The sequence below is a fragment of the Phaeobacter sp. JH20_26 genome, from assembly GCF_048056275.1.
In the GTDB taxonomy this organism is placed as follows: Bacteria; Pseudomonadota; Alphaproteobacteria; order Rhodobacterales; family Rhodobacteraceae; genus Phaeobacter; species Phaeobacter bryozoorum.
Genome location: NZ_JAYMWL010000013.1, coordinates 829,730 through 850,780, shown reverse-complemented (window position 1 = coordinate 850,780; position 21,051 = coordinate 829,730). Strand labels below are relative to the sequence as shown.

Sequence of the window (21,051 nt, the reverse complement as noted above, 5' to 3'; positions counted from 1 at the left end):
AACCCCCGCATCTGCACATAGTAAAAGGGCGCCCCAACGAGGCGCCCTTTCTGTCTTGATCGCGCAGCGCGGTTACTTCCGGTTGCGTTTCTTGATCGACTTCACGGTTTTCACCATCTTGCCAAAGCTCTTGTCCTTGGCACGGCGCTGCGCCAGCGAGGCCGAGTTGAACGCCTCCTCCGCCGCCAGCTTGCGCCAGCGGTCAAGCCGCGCCGGGTCCACCTCGCCGGCTGCGATACCGGCCTGCACCGCGCAGCCCGGTTCGCCCTCATGGGCGCAGTTGCGGAACCGGCACTGGGTGGACAGCTCTTCAAGATCGGCGAAAACATCGCTCACCCCCTCGGCGGCATCGGTCAGCTGCAACTCCCGCATTCCCGGCGTGTCCAGCACGCCGCAGCCGTTTTCGATGAAATAGAGCTGCCGCCGGGTGGTGGTGTGGCGCCCGCGCGCGTCATCTTCGCGGATGCCTTGGGTTGCGATATCCAGATCATCGCCCAATGCCTTGGTCAGCGTGGATTTGCCCACGCCGGAGGTGCCGAGAAAGGCAATCGTCTGCCCGGCCCGGACCCAGGGCGCCAGCGCCTCGCGCGCGGTCTCGCTCTTGGCGTTCAGCGGAACCACCTCAACCAGATCGGAAATCGCCTTTGCCTTGGTGACATAGGGCTCAAGATCGTCGCAGAGGTCGATCTTCGTCAGCACGATCACCGGCGTCACCTCCGCGTCAAAGGCCATGGCGATAAACCGTTCCAGCCGCGCGACGTTGAAATCCGCGTTGCAGGAGGTGACCACGAACATGGTGTCGATATTGGCCGCAATCAGCTGGATCTTGCGATCCTTGCCCGGCGCGCGGCGGCGGATCAGGCTCTTGCGCTCCAGCACCCGGCTATGGGTCGGCAGCTCGGCGTCCAGCATCAGCCAGTCGCCCACCGTGGCCTCGGGGCCGGGGGGGATCACCATGTCGATGCCATCGCCAAGGGCGCGCAGCCCGCTGCGGTTCACCTCGGTGATACGCACGGGCGGATGGCTGGCGATCTCTTCGAGATCGGTTTGCTGAGAGAAAAAGCTCTGCCAGCCCAGATGCTCCAGCGGGCTCAGCGGCCGCGCGGTATCGGCAGATCCGTCAGTGGAGGCGGGGCTCAGGAATTGGGAATAGTCCCTTGTCATTGGGAATGTCTTTCTTGGTGTGATCGCGGGGCCTGCCCGGATCCGTGTCTCTGATGAATGTCGCGCAGATCTTTCCTGACACCTGCGGATGAGCGCAGGTGGTCTTCACCGGGGCAATCTGCAAACCGGGGTGGCCTCTGCCGCCCCTTCTTCACCAGGACATAAACTCTCCAATTCTCTGGCGCTTGGTCTACCCGAGGCAGGGTGACTTGGCAAGCTTTCGCCGCGCGTGGCCAGTGCGGGCTGCCGGGCCTAGCGCGTCAGCTCCCGCATGCCGCGCTCCAGTCCCGCCAATGTCATCGGCACCATCTGATCCTCGAAAATCTCCCGGATCATCTGGATCGAATGGGTATGGCCCCAATAGGCCTCCGGCACCGGGTTGATCCACAGATGTGAGGACCACTGCGCCCGCGCCCGCTCCAGCCAGACCTGACCTGCCTCCGGGTTCCAATGCTCATTGGCGCCGCCGGGATAGGCGATTTCATAAGGCGACATCGAGGCATCGCCGACAAAGATACATTTATAGTCCGCCCCATAGGTGCGCAGCACCTCATGGGTGGGGATCTGCGCCTCCCAGCGGCGCCGGTTGTCGCGCCAGACCCCTTCATAGAGGCAATTGTGGAAATAGAAATATTCCAGATGCTTGAACTCGCTGCGCGCCGCCGAGAACAGCTCCTCCACCACCTTGATATGCGGATCCATCGACCCGCCGACATCCAGAAACAGCAGCACCTTCACCGCATTGTGCCGCTCGGGCCGGGTCTTCACATCCAGATAGCCATGTTCGGCGGTGGCGCGGATGGTGCCGGAGAGGTCCAGCTCCTCGGCAGCGCCCTCGCGCACCCAGCGGCGCAGCCGTTTCAGCGCCACCTTGATATTGCGGGTGCCCAGTTCGACATCGCCGTCGAGGTTCCTGAACTCGCGCTTGTCCCAGACCTTCACGGCGCGCTGGTGGCGGCTTTCCTTCTGGCCGATGCGCACGCCTTCGGGATTGTAGCCATAGGCGCCAAAAGGCGAGGTGCCAGCGGTGCCGATCCACTTGTTGCCGCCTTGATGGCGGCCTTCCTGTTCCTTCAGCCGCTCTTTCAGGGTTTCCATCAGTTTTTCAAACCCGCCAAGCGCCTCGATTTCGCGGCGCTCTTCCTCGCTCAGATGCTTTTCCGCCATCTTGCGGATCCACTCCTCGGGAATATCCACGGCCTGCATCACCGCCTCGGCGGGGATCGCCTCCAGTCCCGAGAATGTCGTGGCAAAGGCACGGTCGAATTTGTCGATATTGCGCTCATCCTTCACCATGGCGGCGCGCGCCAGATAGTAGAAAGCGTCGATATCATAGGTCGCCAGCCCGGCCTTCATCCCCTCGAGAAAGGTCAGATACTCCCGCAGGGATACCGGAACCGCCGCCTTGCGCAGGTTTTCAAAGAAGGGCTGAAACATCGGGGTCTCCGTCAGGGCTGATCAGGCGGTCATGTCGCGGCCCATAGCCCCGCGTCAGAGCAGGGCGCGGTCCGCAAGGATGGTTGCAAACATCCCCAGAATACCAAAAACAATGGCGTATGCAGCGCCATATTGCAGTTTGTCCGCCAAGCTGCCGCCGCGTTTCTGGGCCGTACGGGCCCCCAGGAATGCGCCAATGATCAATGCGCCGATTACGATCATGCCAATGTCCGTATGTTAGAGTGTTCAGGTCTCAGGTGGGGCCGCCGCGGGCCGGGTCAAGCCGGTGCGCCCCTCAGCTGCGGTTATTGCGGCGGCGCCAGGGCTGCGATTTCGCGCATTGCCCCCCGGACCGCCCAATCCGGGCCAAACCCGTATCGCGCCCACCCCTGACTGTCCAGCCTGACCGCATAGGCAGCGTCAGTTTGCCCCTCCAGCAGCAGCGCCTCGGCCTCCAGCAGCATCAGGCTCGACAACAGCACCGCATTCTCGCCGCGCGCTGCCACCGGCAGGGCAGGGCGGATCCGCGCCAGGGCGCTGGCGCCGTCGCCGCGCACGATGTCAAAGGCCGCCATGCGGCTGGCGATCTGCGCGCGCAGCAGCGGGCTGTCATAGCGCCCCTGCAAATAGATCAGCGCGGTCTCGAAATGCTGCTGCGCCAGCTCCGGCTCGTCCCGCTGCAAAATGCGCCCCAGCACATAGTGGTTGAACGCCCGCCGGTGATCCTGCCAGCCCAGATCGCGGGCAATGGCGGCGCCGCGATGGGCGGCCTGCAAACGGGTGCCACGGCCAGTGCCCGGTGTCAGCGCCGCCTCGGTCGCGCGGATCCAGTCCCGAGAGGTGCGCGGCAGCGGCGCCGCGGCGCGCCCGGCACCTGCCGGGTTCAGCCGTGCCAGAATGGCAGGCAGGCGCGCGGCCACCTCGGCCCGTGTCATGCCGGTACGCAGCTCGGGCGCATAGCCCAGCCGCAGGATCAGCATGTCAAACCCGGTCAGTACCGTATGGATATTGTCATCGTTGAACACTGAATCCGGCAGCCGGTAGAGATCGTTCAGCGGCCCGATCGCCTGCGCCAGCTCTTCGTGCAGGCAGTCGCGGGTCTCTTGCGGGCTGACATCATTCGGCACAAAAATCGCCAGCCGCTGACGGGCGCGCAGATTGGCCCAATTGGTGCGCGGATGGCGCTTGTAGCGGCGATACTCCGCCAGCGAGCTGACGTTGGGGACCACGAAACAGGCCGCCCGGGGCGAGGCGCGGCGGATCGCCTTGCGCGGCACGGCTTCGATGGTGATATTGGCCGCCCCGGTGGTCAGCTGCCGCAGGTCCAGCCCCGCTTCTCGGCGCAGCCGCAGCAGCAGCGCCTCCAGATCGCGGGTCAGCCCGCTGCCCGGCTGGCCGGTGACGCGCAGCGTGATCGGAGTTTCAAACCGGGTAAACACAGGCAGTTCGGTGCCGCCTTCCAGCTGGAAATGCAGATCCAGGAAATCCCGTGCGATATCGCTGTTGGCCCGCTGCGGCGCCACCGGATGGGCACGGGCAAAGCTCTTGGCCGGGGCCAGCGCCGCCGTGGCCGCGCCGCGGTGACCGGGGCCTGGGGGGGCGCTTCCGGTGCCACATCCCGCCAGTGTGGCGAGCAGCACCAGCGCGGCGCAGCCGCGCCGGAACACGCAGGACGGGGCAGCCGCCGGGCCGCTGCTGCCGCTGGCAGGCTTGCGCGGGGCCGCGATGGGGGGCCGGAATGTGAACAAGCGATATCTCCTGCGGCGCGATCGCCCCAGCTTGTGCCAAGACAGGGTTAAAAATCAATGTTATGGCTGGCCTTATCGCAGCGGTGTGACAATGAGAAGAGCCACCCGGCATCACATTGACGGCAAAATTTCGCCCGCGCCGCGGGCGGTGCGGCTCTGCTGATGCAGACAGAGGTTGTGCATCACGGCGGGTCCGATCAACTCTGCCAGCGGTGACGGAACGCAGAGACAGGTTGAAAAGGCTACGCCAATGGCGTATATACGCAAAGAGACACAGAAATGCCTGCGGGTGGATTATCGCATCACCCCGGTCGCGGTCGAGGACGCCATCCACGCCTATCTGGACGAGGATGAGCTGGCCCGGCTGATCGCAACCCTGGTGCGCGACCCCACCATCGGGCGCAAGACGGATGAAGATTACACCCATGTCGCCGGGGATCTGGCGCTGCGCTACCGCATCCATCAGGCCAGCCCTGATCTGATGATGGTCTATGTGCTGCGGATCCACCGCCGACAGCCCGATCCGCGGCTGTCCGGCTTGATGGCGCAGGGGGCACGGGCAGTGCGGGATCTGGCCCTGGATGTGGTCAAATCCCGGATCAAGGCACTATTGAAGGAGGGCAACTGACATGGCAGAGCATCACGCACGGCGTCGAACCGGCAGCCGTATCCGCCAGCAAAGCGAAGCGGACCGCGACGCCATGGCGCTCAAACAGATGCAGGAGGACATCTCCGGCAAGACGCCCTTGGAGACCATCGCAACCCGCGAGGTGCCGATGGTGGATGTCGTGCGCCTGCGCAAGACCCTCGGAATGTCGCAGGAACGCTTTTGCAGCCACTTCGGCTTTCGCCTCGGCTCGGTGCGCAACTGGGAACAGGGCCGCCGCCTGCCGGAACGTCCCGCCCGCATCCTCTTGCGCATGATCGAGGATGACCCCGAGCGCGTCGAACGCTTCCTGCGCGAGGCGTATTGACCTTGTGACCGCTTCCATGCGGGCAGGGCAGGCCGACGGGGCAACCCCGCGGTGCCCAACACCGCAGACGGAAGACACGGCATAGGCGCCGGTCCAGCCCACTGGCGCACTCAGCCGTCAGCAGGCCGGTGTATGTGCCGCCCCCTTACCAACCCCGTCGCGTCGCCGCGCACCATGCGTGAGCACCGTAAACAACGCTCAGTAATCAGGGAGCGGACGTGCCTCCATCACAGCTTACGATCACACCCCGGCTGTCCTGCGATGATCTGGTCACATGGGCGCATCGCGGTCCCGGCGACAGGCTCGTCGTGTGTTTTTCAGGGATTGGCAAGGATGCCGAAACCTGCCCGCCTTATGAATTCGCGCGAAGCGCGACGGGAAATGGCCGCCACAACACCCTGTTCATCGCGGATCCGCAGCGAAGCTGGCTGAACACGCCGGGTCTTCTGAGCCGCATCGGTGCCGAAATTGAGAGTTACCGCGCGATATGCGGCGCCACCCGTGTGATTGCGATGGGCCATTCCATGGGCGGCTTCAGCGCCATCGTCGCATCCTCCGTTACCCGCATAGACGCCGTTCTCGCCTTTGCGCCGCAGATTTCGATCCACCCCGATATCGTGCCTGACGAAACACGCTGGGCGGCCTATCGCAACCGGATCTCGCATTACGAGGTGAAATCTGCTGCCGATCATTTTCGCGACGGCACGGATTACACTGTCATCCACGGGCGACATGGCCGCGAGGCAACGCAACGGGACCGTTTTCCCCGGCGCGACACGCTTCGCCACTATGTGATGCCCGGCACCCATCATAACGTCCCGCAACGGCTCAAACAGCTGAACTGTCTGGAGCAGGTCGTGCACTTTGCCATCGAAGGGCGCCCGCGCAAGCTGCGGCTTCTGTTGAAGCAGACAGCGCAGGCCTATCTACGACCAGAAGAGCAACAGCCCGTCTGATACGGAGGCAAGGACAAAAAAGGCCCGCAACAAGGGGCGGGCCTCTGGTCTGATCCTGCGCGGCTGGCCTTCAGCGACGTCCCCGCGCCATAAAGGCGAGTCGCTCAAACAGATGCACATCCTGTTCGTTCTTCAGCAGCGCGCCATGCAGTTTCGGCAGCGCATCCGCGCCATCGCGCTTCAGATCTTCTGCGCTCAGATCCTCGGCCAAGAGCAGCTTCAGCCAGTCCAGCACCTCCGAGGTCGAAGGTTTCTTCTTCAACCCGGCCGTATCGCGGATCTCGTAGAACTGCGTCAGCGCGGTGGTCAGCAGGCTGTCCTTGATACCGGGATGATGCACCTCGACGATCTTGCGCATGGTTTCGGCATCGGGAAACTGGATGTAGTGAAAGAAGCACCGACGCAGAAACGCGTCCGGCAGTTCCTTTTCATTGTTGGAGGTGATGATCATGATCGGGCGCTGCCTGGCCCGGATCGTCTCGCCGGTTTCGTAGACATGGAACTCCATCTTGTCGAGCTCCTGCAACAGGTCGTTCGGGAACTCGATATCGGCCTTGTCGATTTCGTCAATCAGCAGAACGACCTTCTCATCGGCCTCAAAGGCCTCCCAGAGCTTGCCTTTCTTGATGTAGTTCCTGACGTCATGCACCCGCTCGTCGCCCAGCTGACTGTCGCGCAGCCGGCTGACCGCATCGTATTCATACAGCCCCTGCTGCGCGCGGGTGGTGGATTTCACGTTCCATTCGATCATCCGCAGTCCCAGCGCATCCGCCACCTGCCGCGCCAGCTCGGTCTTGCCGGTGCCCGGCTCGCCCTTCACCAGCAGCGGCCGCTCCAGAGTGACCGCGGCATTGACCGCGATTTTCAGATCTTCGGTCGCGACATAATCCTTAGTGCCCTGAAACTGCATGTCTTTCCTGCCTCGTTGCCTCGCTGCAACCCCTGGGGGCGCTCTTATGCAGGTTTTAACCCTTTGTGCGTACTATTGTGTAGTGACAATCGCCTGCGCAGGGGATAAACGCTGCGGCATGCGGGGGGAGCCGCTGAGTTTGTAAACAATACCGAGGAAGACCGGCAGTATGGGGCAAACCAAAGGTAGCGAAATGAAGCAAGACGTGTTCCTGCCGGATGATTATCGTCCGGCTGAAGATGAACCCTTCATGAATGACCGGCAGCAGGAGTATTTCCGTCGTAAGCTCTATGACTGGAAACAGGAACTCCTGGCCGAAAGCCGTGACACCATCGAGGGGTTGCAGGACAATACCCGCAATATTCCCGATGTTGCCGACCGCGCCAGCGAGGAAACGGACCGCGCGCTGGAACTGCGCACCCGGGACCGTCAGCGCAAACTGGTCGCCAAGATCGACGCCGCGATCCGCCGCATCGACGAAGGCGAATACGGCTATTGCGAAGTCACCGGTGAACCGATTTCGCTCAAGCGTCTGGACGCCCGGCCCATCGCCACGATGAGCCTTGAGGCACAGGAACGCCATGAGCGGCGCGAAAAAGTCCACCGCGACGACTGATTTTCTTGCATTTGTGAAAAAAATCACAACGCCGGGGCCTGTCGCTCCGGCGTTTTTCGGTTATCTGGGGGTATCGCCTGGCCAGAACGGACCGGTCGGCGTGCAGACAGCGGGACAGCATGAGACTGACAGACCGGAAAATCACCATCATCGGCGCGGGCATCGGTGGGCTGGCGGCGGCACTGGCGTTCAGCCAGCAGGGCGCCGAGGTCACGGTCCTCGAACAGGCCGAGGCGATCACCGAGGTCGGCGCGGGTATTCAGATCAGCCCCAATGGTGTCGCGGTTCTGCGCGCGCTGGGGCTGGCCGATGATCTCGCCTGGACTGCGCCGCGCGCCCGTGCGGTGGTTCTGCGCAGCCACCGGCGGGGCCGGGAGGTGCTGCGTCTCGATCTCGACCAATATGCGCCGGGGCGGAATTTCTACTTTGTCCACCGCGCCGATCTGATCAACCTGCTGGCTGATGCCGCACGTCGCAGCGGCGTCAAGGTGCGCCTGTTGCAGAAGGTCGACCGCATCAGCTGCGGCGCCCGGCCGGTGGTGCATCTGGCCAATGGCGCGCAATGCGGCGGCGATCTGGTGATCGGCGCAGACGGGCTGCACTCCAAGGCGCGCGCCGCGCTGAACGGCGTGGCCAAACCGCGCTTTACCGGGCAGGTGGCCTGGCGCGCTACGGTTGCCAATCTTCACAATCACCCGGCCGAGGCGCAGGTCTTCATGGGGCCGGGTCGCCATCTGGTCACCTATCCGCTGCGCGACAGCAGCCTGATGAACATCGTCGCGGTGCAGGAACGCAAGACCTGGGCGGATGAGGGCTGGCATCAGCAGGATGACCCCGAAAACCTGCGCGCCGCCTTCCAGGGCTTTGGTGGCGCTGCCGCAGAATTGTTGGGGCAGGTCGATCAGGTGGCGCTCTGGGGGCTGTTCCGCCATCCGGTGGCCGAAGTCTGGCACAAGGGCGCGCTGGCGATCATGGGCGATGCTGCGCATCCCACCCTGCCGTTCATGGCTCAGGGTGCGAACCTCGCGCTTGAGGATGCCTGGGTGCTGGTTGATGCCCTGCGCAACGCCAAGACCACCGAGGCCGGTCTGGCCGCCTATCAGGCGCGCCGCTACGACCGCACCGCCCGGGTTGTCGATGCCGCCACCGGCAATGCCTGGAAATACCACCTGCGCCAGCCGCTGGCCTGGCCTGCGCATCAGATCCTGCGCCTTGGCGGTCGCCTCGCGCCCCAGCGCATGGTGCAGCAATTCGACTGGATCTACGGCCATGACGTCACCGGCGACAGCGCGGCCCCGACCGAAAACGACCCCGGCACCGGCGGCCCCGTCACCACGCTGGCCTGACCGGCGGGCAGGCCGTCAGAACCTGGGGCGCGGCGCTGGAGCTGGCGCATTCGCACACCCTCGTCGCAACAATCCGCAGTTGCTGCTTGCTTAGTTGCACAAAGGCAGGTAGGGAGGTCGGGTTAGGTTATCTCTATCGACTTTTCTGCTCCTTACGGCTCAGCGATGCGATCTTGCACTGACTGGCCGAGCTGCCGCATTCCGCGGGTGGCATTTTTAAGGAGACTTACGATGGCTAATGGCACCGTAAAATGGTTCAACTCTACTAAAGGTTTTGGTTTTATCGCCCCCGAGGGCGGTAGCAGAGATGTGTTTGTGCATATCTCGGCGCTTGAGCGCGCAGGCCTGACCACACTGAATGACGACCAGAAAGTCACATTCGATATCGAAGCCGGTCGTGATGGCCGCGAAAGCGCAGCCAATCTGGCTCTCGCCTAAGCTTTTGCCCCCGCGGGGGTATCTGCTGAGATGATATTCGGGCGCATCGGAAACGATGCGCCCTTTGTTGTTCTTGCGGACTTGTTTGTGCGGAGTTGTCCGTGCCGAGATGAAATCTTTGCGGACCTCAGGGGCGGGCCGATATCAGCGGCCCGCGCGCCGCTAGGGCTGACCCCGGTCAATCCGCCGGATCGCCCGCGACCCGGCGCTCAGGCTGCTGCCTTATCCGCCTATAGGTCCAGATCGACCCAGACCGGCACATGGTCTGACGGTTTGTCGCGGCCGCGCACCTCCTTGTCGATCTGGCAGTCGCGCAGCAGATCGGCGGCCTGCGGGCTCAGCAGGAAATGGTCGATGCGGATGCCGTTATCGCGGTTCCAGGCCCCGGCCTGATAATCCCAGAACGAATAATGCCCCGGCCCCTGATGGCGGGCGCGGAACGCTTCGGTAAAGCCAAGCGCCACGATCCGCTGGAATGCCGCCCGGCTTTCGGGGCGGTGCAGCGCGTCGTCTTTCCAGGCTTCGGGCGTCTTGGCGTCTTCGGCCTGCGGAATGATATTGTAATCCCCGGCCATCAGCGCGGGCATTTCCTCGGCCAGCAGATCCTTGGCCCGCTGCCGCAGCCGCTCCATCCAGGCCAGTTTATAGGCGTATTTGCCGCCGTCGACCGGCTGTCCATCTGCGTCCAGCTCAACCGGGTTGCCATTGGGCAGATAAAGCCCGCAGATGCGGATCGCCTGTTTGCCCACCACGGTTGCCTCGATCCAGCGCGCCTGTTCGTCGCTGTCATCTCCCGGCAGGCCGCGCCGCACATCCTCCAGCGGCAGCTTCGACAGGATCGCCACCCCGTTGAAACTCTTCTGGCCATGGGTTTCGACATTGTAGCCCCGGTCCTCGAACAGCTCACGCGGAAAGGCCTCATCGACCGATTTGATCTCCTGCAGCACCACCACATCGGGTTGCGCCTCATCCAGCCATTCCGGCAGCGCATGGATGCGGGCCTTGATGCCGTTGATGTTGAAGGTGGCGATTTTCATATCCGGTCTCCTGCCTCAATGGCCCGCAGCGGGGCGCCTGATCTATCGCGCAATCCGGGCGAGGGGGCAAGGGCGCGCCCCGGCGACAGCAGCGAATCAGCAGCACGCGATCCGCTCGGTCTCGCCCTCCCGGCTGCCGGGTGATTTGCAGCCCTGCAAAATCATCGCCTGACGGTCTGCTTATGCTTTGTGCGTCTGCGGTTGTGGATAGCTCTGTGGCTAACCTGTGCAGAACCTGCCATTCGGTTCAGGATCAACGGATTGACGCTCCTTCCTAAACCGTGGACCTATCAGAAAAACAACCGATAGGCGTGTTTATCAGTTGCGAAACAGGCATCCCGTGCCAATCGTCGACGGGTGTTTTTCACCTAGAACGGGAGACGATCCATGACCACTTCAACCTTACGCCACGACCTCTTTGCACAGCCGTCGACACCTGCGGCGGCGGAGCTTCATACCGGCGATCTTCATGCCGGGGACGGGGTCGAGATGTTCTCCTCCGGTTCGATCTGCCGCGAGGGCGACGGCAATCTGGTTGCGGGCGCAGGCACCGCGCTGTTCTCCTCCGGTTCCGCCCCGCCGGCCGATGGCGCCACCACCACCGGCGCGGCCACCGGCCTGTTCTCCTCCGGCAGCTAAGCCGCGATGAGCCAGCCCCCCGGCAGCCTGTCTGACGGCTGACGGGCACAGGGCGCGTTCCATCTTGGTGCTTCAACCATGACCATCATCCTGCCTTTCAAGATCCCGGACGCCGAAACTCGCGCGTCCGCAGATGGCCCGCCCGACCATCCGCCTCCCTCTGGACCGGGGCGGCGGGGCACGGCGCCGGGTACATCGGCTGCATCATGGGTCGAGAGCTTTGCCTGCCACCGGCGCCGGCCGCAGGAGGTCTACTGGCTGAAGGAGAACGCAGAACTGCTGAGCCTGCTGCGGGTGATGCAGCAGCGGGCCGGGGGACCGGCAGGCGCAGGGGGGATCGGCGGCGAGGCGGCGCTGTCCCCCCTGCGCCCCTTCTGTGACGGCGCCACGCGCCAACTGCGGTTTTTCCCGCAATATTATCGCTTTATCCTGTCGATCTGCCTCGACTACGAAGATCTGACCGGCACGCCCGCCGCCGCATCGGAGCTGGCACATTGGGCCGCGGCTCAGGGTCTCGTGGAGGCGGAACTGTCGGATCTGCAACGCGCTGAGGCACAGCAGCTGCTGGCCCGCCGTGGCATTGCGCTGCCGGTTGATCCTGGGCTTGCGGACCGGCTGCGCCGCTTCACCCGCCGCAGCGCGACCTTTGCGATCCCCAATCGCAAGGCTGCCTACGAGCTGACCCATATCGTGTTCTACCTCTCCGATTACGGGCGCCGGGATCCGGGGTTGGACGCCCGCGCCCTGCAAAGTCTGACCTACGCCGGGCTGTTGGCCTGCCTTGATCAGGATCTGGACCTGTTGGCCGAGATCTGCATTGCCCTGCGCTATGCCGGCGCGACGCCTCCGCCCTATTGGGAGCAGCTGCTCAGCCACGCGACCGCGCAGTTTACCCTGACACCAGACGGGTTTGACGGGCGCATGGATGGCTATCACGCCTGTTTCGTTACGCTGTGGTGGCAGCAGGTAACTGCGGTGGGCAGAAAAACCGAGCCCGCCTGCCGGCTCCCCGCAGGCGCCGGGCAGGCCCTGCATATCGCCGCCCCGGCCACCCGCAGCCTGCTGGCGCCGCTGTCGGTCTGGCTGATGGAGGCAGGCGCTGGACCCGGCCGGACAGCACCCGCACTCTGGCAGGATGCCCTCAGCCATATGGCGGCGCACTCCGGTCCCGACGCCCGCAAACAGTTGCGGAACCTGCAAAACAGCACCCCCGCATTCGAGGCGTTCTGGCAGATCTTCAGCAGGGCGGGGGACTGTCACGCCCGATATCGACGGATCGGGGCAGGGGGGCTCAGCCTGTCGCCGTGATCAAGACGCGCCAGCCCGTTTAGCGGCGACGCTCCGGCCATATGGCAGCAGATCACGGACCTGGTCCGCAGGGCACCGCGCGGCCAGCATCACTTAGCGCAAACCGATGGTCATACAGCCCCTGTGGGCGTTTCTACATCGAAAACGAGGTGCCGCAGCCGCAGCTTGAGGTGGCATTGGGGTTGTTGATCACGAACCGCGCGCCAATCAGCTCTTCGGTAAAGTCGATCACCGCGTTTTCCAGAAACGGTAGCGAGACCTCATCCACCACCACCTTCTGCCCCTGACCCTCAAGGATCAGATCATCGGCCTGCGGGGCATCCAGTGCAATTTCGTACTGAAACCCGGAACAGCCGCCGCCTTCGACAGCCACGCGCAGCGCCTGACCCTGATCGGCGGCGCCGATTTCGGCCAGCCGGGCAAAGGCGCGCTCGGTCACTTTTGGAGGCAATTGCATCTCTGGTCTCCCAATACGGTGATCACTGCCGTGTTGCAGCTGAGTTCATAATATAGAAAGGTGACGCCACAGGGACAAGATTGACCGGGGAAAAGATTAGTGACCTACGCGCCTTATGCGACCATGCCCGACCGTAGCCGTGGCCGCCAAGTCCCCGAAGAAGAAAGCAGTTTCCGCTCCCCCTATCAGCGCGACCGTGACCGGATCATCCACGCCAGCGCCTTTCGCAGGCTGAAACACAAAACCCAGGTCTTTGTTGAACATGAAGGCGACAATTATCGCACCCGGCTCACCCATTCGATCGAGGTGGGTCAGGTGGCGCGGACCATTGCGGGCGCACTTCGGCTCAATCAGGAACTGACCGAGGCGGTGGCGCTGGCGCATGATCTGGGGCACACGCCCTTTGGCCACACCGGCGAGGATGCGCTGCATGCGCTGATGGCCCCCTATGGCGGCTTCGATCACAATGCGCAGGCCATCCGCATCGTCACCTCGCTGGAACGGCATTACGCCGAATTCGACGGGCTGAATCTCACCTGGGAAACCCTTGAGGCGATTGCCAAACATAATGGTCCGGTTGTGGGCGATCTGCCCTGGGCGCTGGCCGAATGCAATGCGGCGCTGGATCTGGAGCTGCACACCCATGCCAGCGCCGAGGCGCAGGTTGCGGCCTTGGCCGATGACATCGCCTATAACAACCACGACCTGCACGACGGTCTGCGCGCCGGGCTGTTCACCGATGCCGATATTGCCGAGCTGCCGGTGATCGGTCCGGCCTATCAGGCGGTGGATCGCCGTTATCCCGGCCTTGACGCGCGCCGCCGCCGGCATGAGGCGCTGCGGCGGGTCTTTGGCGTGATGGTCAGCGATGTGATCGACGGCGCCCGCGCCCGTCTTGCTGCCAGCGGCGCGCAAAGCGTCGAGGATGTGCGTGCCCTGGGCGCGCCCGTGGTGGTGTTCTCCGATGCGCTCTGGGCCGACCTGAAGGAAATCCGCGCCTTTCTCTTCACCCGCATGTACCGCGCGCCCAGCGTGATGCGCAAACGCGCTGAGGTCTCCAAGGTGGTGGAGGCGCTGTTTCCGCATTTCCTCAACCATCCGGCAGAGATGCCCGCGCGCTGGCAGGGCGATATCGCCGCCGCCACTGATGAAACCGCTCTGGCCCGGATCGTGTCGGATTACATCGCAGGCATGACCGACCGCTTTGCATTGCAGGAGCACCGCCGCCTGTTCCCGGCTGAGGCCGCTGCCGCTGCGGCAGATCTGCAAGCCGGGCAATAGGCGCGGGCTGCGCTGCGACTGGCGGTAACGCTGATGCCAACTGGCACTATCCTGAGGCAGGTCAGATGCGGTTTCATGGGGCAGACGCCCAGAACCGCAATCGCAGATGCAAGAGGCCGCCATGGCAAGCAATGGCATGACGCATTGGACCGTGACCTTTCAGGATGCGCCAGAGATGGCGCGGATCCGCGCGGATCGCCCGCGCCGGGATGCTCATATCGCCTTTGTACGCGCCCATCCCGAATTGCAGATCGGCGGCGCATTGGCGATGCGGCCCGAGCAGGATTTTCCGGGGGCGATCTGGAATGTCGAGGCGGCCAGCCGCGATGAGGTTGAGCGTCTGATTCTGCGCGACCCCTATTATGTCGCCTCGCTGCGCCGGTATCAGATCACCAGATGGGGCCGTCTGCCGGCCCGTGATGTACCGGTGGCCTGACCTGCCGCGCCTTGGTGCGCATATCGCGTAACCTCGCCCCGCGCGCAATTTTCTTCACCCGGAAAATTGACCGGAAAACGGGAATTCTCCGGGGCACCCCCGCTGCTGATGGTGATGGGTTCTGCAATCCTGTTGACCCTTCCTGCCGCCCCCGGTATCCGCTGTGCTGAACAGTTGGGACGCCAGATATGAACCTCTTTACCGATATCCGCTCGCTCGTGATCGACAGCCTGACCGCCATGACCGGCGAGGGCGCGCTGCCCGAAGGGCTCGATTTTGCCAATGTGGCGGTGGAGCCGCCGCGCGATGCCGCCCATGGCGACATGGCGACCAATGCGGCGATGGTGCTGGCCAAGCCCGCCAGGATGAAGCCGCGCGACATCGCCGAGGCGCTGGCGGCGAAGCTGGCCGCGGACGATCGGATCGCCAGTGCTGAGGTCGCAGGCCCAGGCTTCCTGAACCTGCGGCTGGCTCCCGGCATCTGGCAGGGCGTTCTGAAATCGGTCCTGGACGCAGGCACGGATTTCGGCCGCTCGGACGTCGGCGCGGGCAAGCGCGTGAACGTGGAATATGTCTCCGCCAACCCGACCGGCCCGCTGCATGTGGGTCACACCCGCGGCGCGGTCTTCGGCGATGCGCTGGCGGCGCTCCTGGCCTATGCCGGCTATGACGTCACCCGCGAATATTACATCAATGACGGCGGCGGTCAGGTCGATGTGCTGGCGCGCTCTGTCTACCTGCGCTACCTCGAGGCACACGGGCAGGACGTGGCCTTTGCCGATGGCACCTATCCGGGTGATTATCTGGTTCCCGTCGGGCAGGCGCTGAAGGACAAGGTGGGCGATGCCTATGTCGACCAGGGCGAAGATGTCTGGCTGGCCGAGGTGCGCGAATTCGCAACCGATGCGATGATGCAGCTGATCCGCGAGGATCTGGCCCAGCTTGGCATCGAGATGGATGTGTTCTACTCGGAAAAATCCCTCTACGGCACCGGCAAGATCGAGGCCGCGCTGAAAGAGCTGGACGCCAAGGGGCTGATCTATCAGGGCGTGCTGGAACCGCCGAAGGGCAAGAAACCCGACGATTGGGAGCCGCGCGAACAGACCCTGTTCAAATCCACCGATCACGGCGACGACGTTGACCGGGCAGTGAAGAAATCCGATGGTTCCTGGACCTATTTCGCGCCCGACATCGCCTATCACTACGATAAGGTTGAGCGCGGCTTTGACGAGCTGATCGACATTTTCGGCGCCGACCACGGCGGCTATGTCAAACGGATGAAGGCGGCGGTTTCGGCGCTCTCCGATGGTCGGGTGCCGCTGGATATCAAGCTGTGCCAGCTGGTGAAGCTGTTCAAGGACGGTCAGGAGTTCAAGATGTCCAAACGGGCAGGGACCTTTGTCACCCTGCGCGATGTGGTCGATGCCGTCGGCGCGGATGTCACCCGTTTCATGCTGCTGACGCGCAAGAACGATCAGGGTTTCGATTTCGACCTCGACAAGGCGCTGGAGCAGTCCAAGGACAACCCGGTGTTCTATGTGCAATACGCCAACGCGCGGATCTGCTCGACCCTGCGCAAGGCGGCAGAGGCCGGGATTGCGACCGACGAGGCCACGCTGGCCGCGGCCGACCTGTCGCTTCTGGACGATTCCGCCCAGCTGGCGGTGGCCAAGAAGCTGGCCGAATGGCCACGTCAGGTGGAAATCGCCGCCCGCACCCACGAGCCGCACCGGGTTGCCTTCTATCTCTATGATCTCGCCTCGGAACTGCACGGGCTGTATCACCTCGGCAAAACCAACGAAGGTTTACGTTTTGTTAACGAGAGCAACCCATCTGCAACACATGCAAAAATGGCACTGGCCAAGACCGTTTCCATTGTCATTTCTGCCGGTCTTGGTATTCTTGGGGTCACACCGGCGCAGGAGATGCGATAGCTAAAATCGCCCAGGCCGCCGGATCGAGGCAGATCATCAAGTAGAAACCCGGATCGGCGCATTGCGTGCCGTCTGCGGGCAGTGAGGCGGAAATGGCGTATTTTACGCAGGCAGGTCACGGCCAGTCGTATTCCAATGGTGGGGACCGTTCTTCGGCCTCCGCCACTGAAACACAGGGCACCCGGCAGGAGCCTTCCTTTGCCGATGCGCATCTGCCCTATCCGCAGCCCAAACACCCCTTCGGATTCGATCCGCAGACATCGGCCGCCGCGCCACAGGCCCAGCAGCCGACAGCGGGCGGCTATTTTGCGCAGCCCCATACATCCCCCGGACAGGGCGCGCAGTCCTACAGCCCCTATCAGCAGCCAGCGCCCAGCTATGGTGCCTCCGCGCAGGACGCCTATAGCGGGCCGGGCACCGGTCAGGGGCATCGCTACGATGACTACGGGTTTAGCCCGGAACCGGCAGGGGCCGGTCGCGCCGGCCTCAGCAAGGCGTTCAGCGTCCTTGGCGCCGTGGCCTCGCTTGCATTGGTCGCAGGCATAGGTCTCTGGGGCTACCAGCTGATTTCCCGCGATGTCAGCGGCGTGCCGGTCGTGCGCGCCGTCGAAGGCCCGCTGCGGGTGCAGCCCGAGAACCCCGGCGGCCTCCCCGCCGACCATCAGGGGCTTGCCGTCAATGCGGTTGCCGCCAATGGCAATGTCGAAACTCCTGCCGACCGGCTGACACTGGCGCCGCAGGACGTGCAGCTGACCGAGGATGACCAGCCCATGCAGGCGGCGCTCACCACCGGTGCTGCGCGGATCAACGACACCCGCGATGGGGCGGCTGATGCCGCTGCGGCGGCCAATGCCGATACAGGCAGGCTCTCCAGCGAAGCGGTCGCGGCCTATCAGGGCGGCGATATCGACGCGCTGGTGGCTGAGCTGACCGAGGATTTCGCCCCTCTGGGGGAGGAGACCCTGCGCGGCGCCGAACAGCTGTCGGCTTCCGCCACAGCCCCGGCCATCGTTCAGCCACAACCCCTGCAGGCCGTGAGCGTCGCGGCCGTGGCGCCCGCGCCAAATGCAGCCCTGCGCAATGCCCCCGGTGTGCGCGTCTCGCTGCGCCCCGCCGCGCGGCCCGCCCGTTTTTCACCAAGCCGCGCCACAGCGTCTGCCCCGGTGGCGCAGACCACGCAGGATGTCTCGCCCGACAGCCTGCCCGCAGGCACCCGTCTGGCCCAGCTCGGCGCCTATGAAAGCGCCGAGGTTGCGCGCGCCGAATGGGATCGCATCCACGGACGCTTCGCCGATTATCTGGAAGGCAAGAAACGGGTGATCCAAAAGGCGGAAAGCGGAGGTCGCACCTTCTACCGCCTGCGCGCGATGGGCTTTGACGACCTCTCCGATGCGCGCCGTTTCTGCTCCGCTCTGGTGGCAGGCAACGCCGACTGTATCCCCGTGACCACCCGCTAGGACATGGGCCTCCCCCCGACACCTCCGCGCCCGGCTCCAGCCGGGCGTTTGTCGTTTTCCATCCGGCAAACTGCTGCCAGTTTGACCCATCCGGCCATGGCGCCGCCCCCGACACTGGTGTATCAGCGCCCCAGCACAAGAGGATCGCAATGCGTTACGGAGCCACAATTCTAGATGCCGAAGGTCTGCGTCTCAGCGCCGCCGAAAAGGCGCTGTTCGCCCGCGCCAATCCCTTTGGCTTCATCCTGTTTGCCCGCAATATCGACAGCGCCGAGCAGACCCGCGCGCTCTGTGATGAACTGCGCGAGGCGGTTGGCCGGAACTGTCTGATCACCATAGATCAGGAGGGCGGCCGCGTGCAGCGCCTGCGCCCGCCGCTGGCACGCCAGTGGCGGCCCGCGCTGGATCACGCGGCGGCTGCCGGGGCAGGGGCGGATCGCGCCATGTATCTGCGCGCCCGCCTGATCGCGGAGGAGCTGCGCGGGCTGGGCATCGACAGCAACTGCGCACCGCTGGCCGATGTGGCCGGTCCCGATACCCACCCGTTTCTCCAGAACCGCTGTTACGGCAGCGATCTGGCGGCGGTGGTGCGCCGCGCCCGCGCCACCGCCGACGGCCTGCTGGATGGCGGCGTCGTGCCGGTGGTGAAACATATCCCCGGTCATGGCCGCGCGACGCTGGACAGCCACAAGGACCTGCCCCGCATCAGCGCGCCGCTGGATCTGCTGACCGGCTCGGATTTTGCCGCCTTTGCCGCGCTGAATGACCTGCCGATGGGGATGACCGCCCATCTGGTCTATGAGGCGCTGGACAGCCGCCCCGCCACCCTGTCGCCCCGCGTCATGCAGATGATCCGCACCGACATCGGTTTTGACGGGCTGATCATGAGCGATGACATCTCGATGAAGGCGCTGAGCGGCACACCGCAGGATATCGCCCGCGACACGCTGGCGGCAGGCTGCGATGTGGTCCTGTTCTGCAACGCCCCGCTGGATGAGCGCGCCGCCGTGGCGGAGGCTTCGGGCCAGATGAGCGTGGCTGCACAGGCCCGCGCCGAACAGGCCGAGGCCGCTCGCCGCGCTCCGGCCCCGCTTGACATAACCGCGGCCGAGGCCGAACTATCAGCCCTCATGGGCGGACAGGTATATGGCTGACACTTTGTTTGACGACGACGCGACCAGCGTCGAGGAGCGGCTCGCGGCCGAAGCATTGATCGTGGACGTTGACGGCTACGAGGGGCCGCTGGACGTGCTCTTGTCGCTCTCGCGCACGCAAAAGGTCGACCTGCGCCGCATTTCGGTGCTGGAACTGGCGCGCCAATACCTCAGTTTCGTGGAAAAGGCCCATGAGCTGCGTATCGAACTGGCCGCCGATTATCTGGTCATGGCGGCCTGGCTTGCCTATCTGAAATCTCGCCTGCTGCTGCCGCCCGACCCGACGGAGGACGGCCCCTCCGGTGAGGAACTGGCGGCGCATCTGGCCTTCCAGCTGGAGCGGCTTCAGGCCATGCGCGACAGCGCGGCGCGGCTGATGGCGCGCGATCAGCTGGGCCGCAACTTCTTTGCCCGTGGTCAGAGTGAGGATGTGACCCGCATCCGCACCGTCAGCTATTCGGCCAATCTCCTGGACCTGATGCAGGCCTATGCCCGGATCCGCACCCGCGATGATTTCCGCCCCTTCGTGCTGGACCGCGAGGCGATCTTTACCATGGAGGCGGCGCTGGAACGGATGCGCCACCTGATCGGCTACACCGGCAGCTGGACCGATATGCTGACCTATCTGCCCGATGGCTGGCACTCCGACCCGATGAAACGCCGCTCCGCCACCGCCTCCACCTTTGCCGCCTCGCTGCAATTGGTGAAAGAAGGCCGGCTGGAGCTGCGACAGAGCGAGACCTATGCGCCCATTCAGCTGCGCATTCGTGACAAGGATACCTGATGGACGACCACAGCCAGAACACTGTTGCGGAGGAAACCCAAACCCTCTTCGACGCGCCCCCCATGGCCGAACAGGAGCGCATGGTTGAAGCGGTGCTCTTTGCCAGCGCCGAACCGGTGACGGTGCGCGATCTTGAGGCGCGGATGCCGCATGGCTGCGAACCGGGCACCGCGCTGGAGCACCTGCGCAAACGCTACGACGGGCGCGGCGTCAATATCGTGAGCGTCGGCGATGCCTGGGCGCTGCGCACCGCCTCTGACCTTGGCTTTCTGATGCAGAAGGAAACGGTCGAAACCCGCAAACTCTCACGCGCGGCCATCGAAACCCTTGCGATCATTGCCTATCACCAGCCGGTCACCCGCGCCGAAATCGAAGAGGTGCGCGGCGTGTCGGTGTCGCGCGGCACCATCGACCAGCTTCTGGAAATGGACTGGATCCGCCTTGGCCGCCGCAAGATGACACCGGGCCGCCCGGTGACCTTTGTGGTGACGCCCACGTTCCTCGATCACTTCGGGTTGGAAAGTGCGCGTGACCTGCCCGGCCTCAAGGAGCTGCGCGCCGCAGGTCTGCTGGAAAACCGCCCGCCACCAGGCAGCCTGCCTCTGGGCGGGCGCGGCGACAGCGACGAGGTCGAGGAACAGCCGGAACTCTTTGGCGACTGAGGGCAGGCCGCCGCGCCGCAAAAGGGCCGCAAACCTCTGCGATACTGCCGGTGCACGCGGTGAGATCCGCGTGCAACAGACCCCAGGGCCAAGGAGTGACGCAGATGAGCATAGACCGGTTGATCAACATGATCCTGCGCCGTCTTGTGGGCCGCGCGGTCAATGCAGGCGTCAACGCCGGGATCAGGGCAATCGCCAAGCGCGACAAGGGTCAGGGCACGGAAAAATCCGCGCGCCCGCTGCCACAGGACAAGGCAACCGCCCAGAAGGCGCGCCTGACCGGGCGCAATACCCGACCCCCACGGTTCTAGGC

23 protein-coding genes are annotated in these 21,051 nt (G+C 64.3%); 16 read left to right on the top strand and 7 right to left on the bottom strand.

Going from position 1 to position 21,051, the window contains the following annotated elements; all coding sequences use genetic code 11:
* Positions 1–72: 72 nt before the first annotated feature.
* The 4 genes from rsgA to VWY60_RS09890 form a co-directional block, all read right to left on the bottom strand.
* A complete protein-coding gene (gene rsgA / locus VWY60_RS09905; protein WP_416537764.1) occupies positions 73–1,164 on the bottom strand; it encodes a ribosome small subunit-dependent GTPase A in 1,092 nt (363 codons plus the stop codon).
* 252 nt (positions 1,165–1,416) lie between these two features.
* Entirely contained in the window at positions 1,417–2,601 is a 1,185-nt protein-coding gene (locus VWY60_RS09900) for a vWA domain-containing protein (protein ID WP_416535903.1), read from the bottom strand.
* Positions 2,602–2,655: 54 nt separating this feature from the next.
* The gene (locus VWY60_RS09895; RefSeq protein ID WP_340545170.1) at positions 2,656–2,823 is read right to left on the bottom strand and encodes a hypothetical protein; all 168 of its coding nucleotides are present in this window, start codon (positions 2,821–2,823) and stop codon (positions 2,656–2,658) included.
* A gap of 83 nt (positions 2,824–2,906) precedes the next feature.
* Positions 2,907–4,268: a DUF2927 domain-containing protein gene (locus VWY60_RS09890; RefSeq protein ID WP_416540795.1), complete on the bottom strand. Its 1,362-nt coding sequence runs from the start codon at positions 4,266–4,268 to the stop codon at positions 2,907–2,909.
* Positions 4,269–4,599: 331 nt separating this feature from the next.
* On the opposite strand from VWY60_RS09890, the gene VWY60_RS09885 reads away from it, so the two are divergent.
* The 3 genes from VWY60_RS09885 to VWY60_RS09875 all read left to right on the top strand — a co-directional run bounded on the left by VWY60_RS09885 (position 4,600) and on the right by VWY60_RS09875 (position 6,279).
* Complete coding sequence (locus VWY60_RS09885; RefSeq protein WP_340545171.1) at positions 4,600–4,977, top strand: hypothetical protein; 378 nt, start codon at positions 4,600–4,602, stop codon at positions 4,975–4,977.
* 1 nt (position 4,978) lies between these two features.
* A complete protein-coding gene (locus VWY60_RS09880) occupies positions 4,979–5,323 on the top strand; it encodes a helix-turn-helix domain-containing protein (protein WP_416540372.1) in 345 nt (114 codons plus the stop codon).
* Between the two features lie 218 nt (positions 5,324–5,541).
* On the top strand, positions 5,542–6,279 hold the full coding sequence (locus tag VWY60_RS09875; protein WP_340545173.1) for a hypothetical protein: 738 nt from the start codon (positions 5,542–5,544) through the stop codon (positions 6,277–6,279).
* 70 nt (positions 6,280–6,349) lie between these two features.
* On the opposite strand, the gene VWY60_RS09870 is transcribed toward VWY60_RS09875, so the two are convergent.
* The gene (locus VWY60_RS09870) at positions 6,350–7,189 is read right to left on the bottom strand and encodes an AAA family ATPase (protein WP_340545174.1); all 840 of its coding nucleotides are present in this window, start codon (positions 7,187–7,189) and stop codon (positions 6,350–6,352) included.
* Between the two features lie 193 nt (positions 7,190–7,382).
* On the opposite strand from VWY60_RS09870, the gene dksA reads away from it, so the two are divergent.
* From dksA to VWY60_RS09855, 3 genes are all read left to right on the top strand, one after another.
* Positions 7,383–7,805, top strand: coding sequence for an RNA polymerase-binding protein DksA (gene dksA / locus VWY60_RS09865; RefSeq protein ID WP_340545175.1), 423 nt, complete (start codon positions 7,383–7,385; stop codon positions 7,803–7,805).
* 119 nt (positions 7,806–7,924) lie between these two features.
* Positions 7,925–9,151 (top strand): FAD-dependent monooxygenase, encoded by a 1,227-nt coding sequence (locus VWY60_RS09860; RefSeq protein WP_416540371.1) that lies wholly within the window; start codon positions 7,925–7,927, stop codon positions 9,149–9,151.
* 231 nt (positions 9,152–9,382) lie between these two features.
* A complete protein-coding gene (locus VWY60_RS09855; RefSeq protein WP_014874221.1) occupies positions 9,383–9,589 on the top strand; it encodes a cold-shock protein in 207 nt (68 codons plus the stop codon).
* 230 nt (positions 9,590–9,819) lie between these two features.
* On the opposite strand, the gene xth is transcribed toward VWY60_RS09855, so the two are convergent.
* Positions 9,820–10,626, bottom strand: a complete 807-nt coding sequence (xth, locus tag VWY60_RS09850; RefSeq protein WP_416535899.1) for an exodeoxyribonuclease III — start codon at positions 10,624–10,626, stop codon at positions 9,820–9,822.
* A 387-nt stretch (positions 10,627–11,013) separates the two neighbouring features.
* On the opposite strand from xth, the gene VWY60_RS09845 reads away from it, so the two are divergent.
* Together VWY60_RS09845 and VWY60_RS09840 are read left to right on the top strand one after the other, a co-directional pair.
* Positions 11,014–11,265: a hypothetical protein gene (locus VWY60_RS09845; protein ID WP_416540370.1), complete on the top strand. Its 252-nt coding sequence runs from the start codon at positions 11,014–11,016 to the stop codon at positions 11,263–11,265.
* Positions 11,266–11,343: 78 nt separating this feature from the next.
* Positions 11,344–12,573 (top strand): DUF6902 family protein, encoded by a 1,230-nt coding sequence (locus tag VWY60_RS09840; protein ID WP_416540369.1) that lies wholly within the window; start codon positions 11,344–11,346, stop codon positions 12,571–12,573.
* Between the two features lie 133 nt (positions 12,574–12,706).
* On the opposite strand, the gene VWY60_RS09835 is transcribed toward VWY60_RS09840, so the two are convergent.
* Positions 12,707–13,030, bottom strand: coding sequence for a HesB/IscA family protein (locus tag VWY60_RS09835; protein ID WP_014874225.1), 324 nt, complete (start codon positions 13,028–13,030; stop codon positions 12,707–12,709).
* 99 nt (positions 13,031–13,129) lie between these two features.
* Between VWY60_RS09835 and VWY60_RS09830 the strand changes: the two genes are divergently transcribed.
* The 8 genes from VWY60_RS09830 (at position 13,130) to VWY60_RS09795 (ending at position 21,049) form a co-directional block, all read left to right on the top strand.
* Positions 13,130–14,311, top strand: a complete 1,182-nt coding sequence (locus VWY60_RS09830) for a deoxyguanosinetriphosphate triphosphohydrolase (RefSeq protein ID WP_416537758.1) — start codon at positions 13,130–13,132, stop codon at positions 14,309–14,311.
* Between the two features lie 121 nt (positions 14,312–14,432).
* Positions 14,433–14,747, top strand: coding sequence for a YciI family protein (locus VWY60_RS09825; RefSeq protein ID WP_102877579.1), 315 nt, complete (start codon positions 14,433–14,435; stop codon positions 14,745–14,747).
* Positions 14,748–14,935: 188 nt separating this feature from the next.
* Complete coding sequence (argS, locus tag VWY60_RS09820) at positions 14,936–16,681, top strand: arginine--tRNA ligase (protein WP_416535894.1); 1,746 nt, start codon at positions 14,936–14,938, stop codon at positions 16,679–16,681.
* Between the two features lie 92 nt (positions 16,682–16,773).
* On the top strand, positions 16,774–18,138 hold the full coding sequence (locus tag VWY60_RS09815) for an SPOR domain-containing protein (RefSeq protein ID WP_416540368.1): 1,365 nt from the start codon (positions 16,774–16,776) through the stop codon (positions 18,136–18,138).
* Positions 18,139–18,287: 149 nt separating this feature from the next.
* Positions 18,288–19,292, top strand: a complete 1,005-nt coding sequence (gene nagZ, locus VWY60_RS09810; protein ID WP_416537754.1) for a beta-N-acetylhexosaminidase — start codon at positions 18,288–18,290, stop codon at positions 19,290–19,292.
* Positions 19,285–20,076 carry a segregation and condensation protein A gene (locus VWY60_RS09805; protein ID WP_416535891.1) on the top strand — a complete coding sequence of 264 codons (792 nt, stop codon included), beginning with the start codon at positions 19,285–19,287 and terminating at the stop codon, positions 20,074–20,076. Before nagZ ends, VWY60_RS09805 begins: the two co-directional genes overlap by 8 nt.
* A complete protein-coding gene (gene scpB, locus VWY60_RS09800; protein ID WP_416540367.1) occupies positions 20,076–20,738 on the top strand; it encodes an SMC-Scp complex subunit ScpB in 663 nt (220 codons plus the stop codon). The genes VWY60_RS09805 and scpB overlap by 1 nt, the downstream gene beginning before the upstream one ends.
* A 104-nt stretch (positions 20,739–20,842) precedes the next feature.
* The gene (locus VWY60_RS09795) at positions 20,843–21,049 is read left to right on the top strand and encodes a hypothetical protein (RefSeq protein ID WP_340545186.1); all 207 of its coding nucleotides are present in this window, start codon (positions 20,843–20,845) and stop codon (positions 21,047–21,049) included.
* The last annotated feature ends 2 nt before the right edge of the window (positions 21,050–21,051 follow it).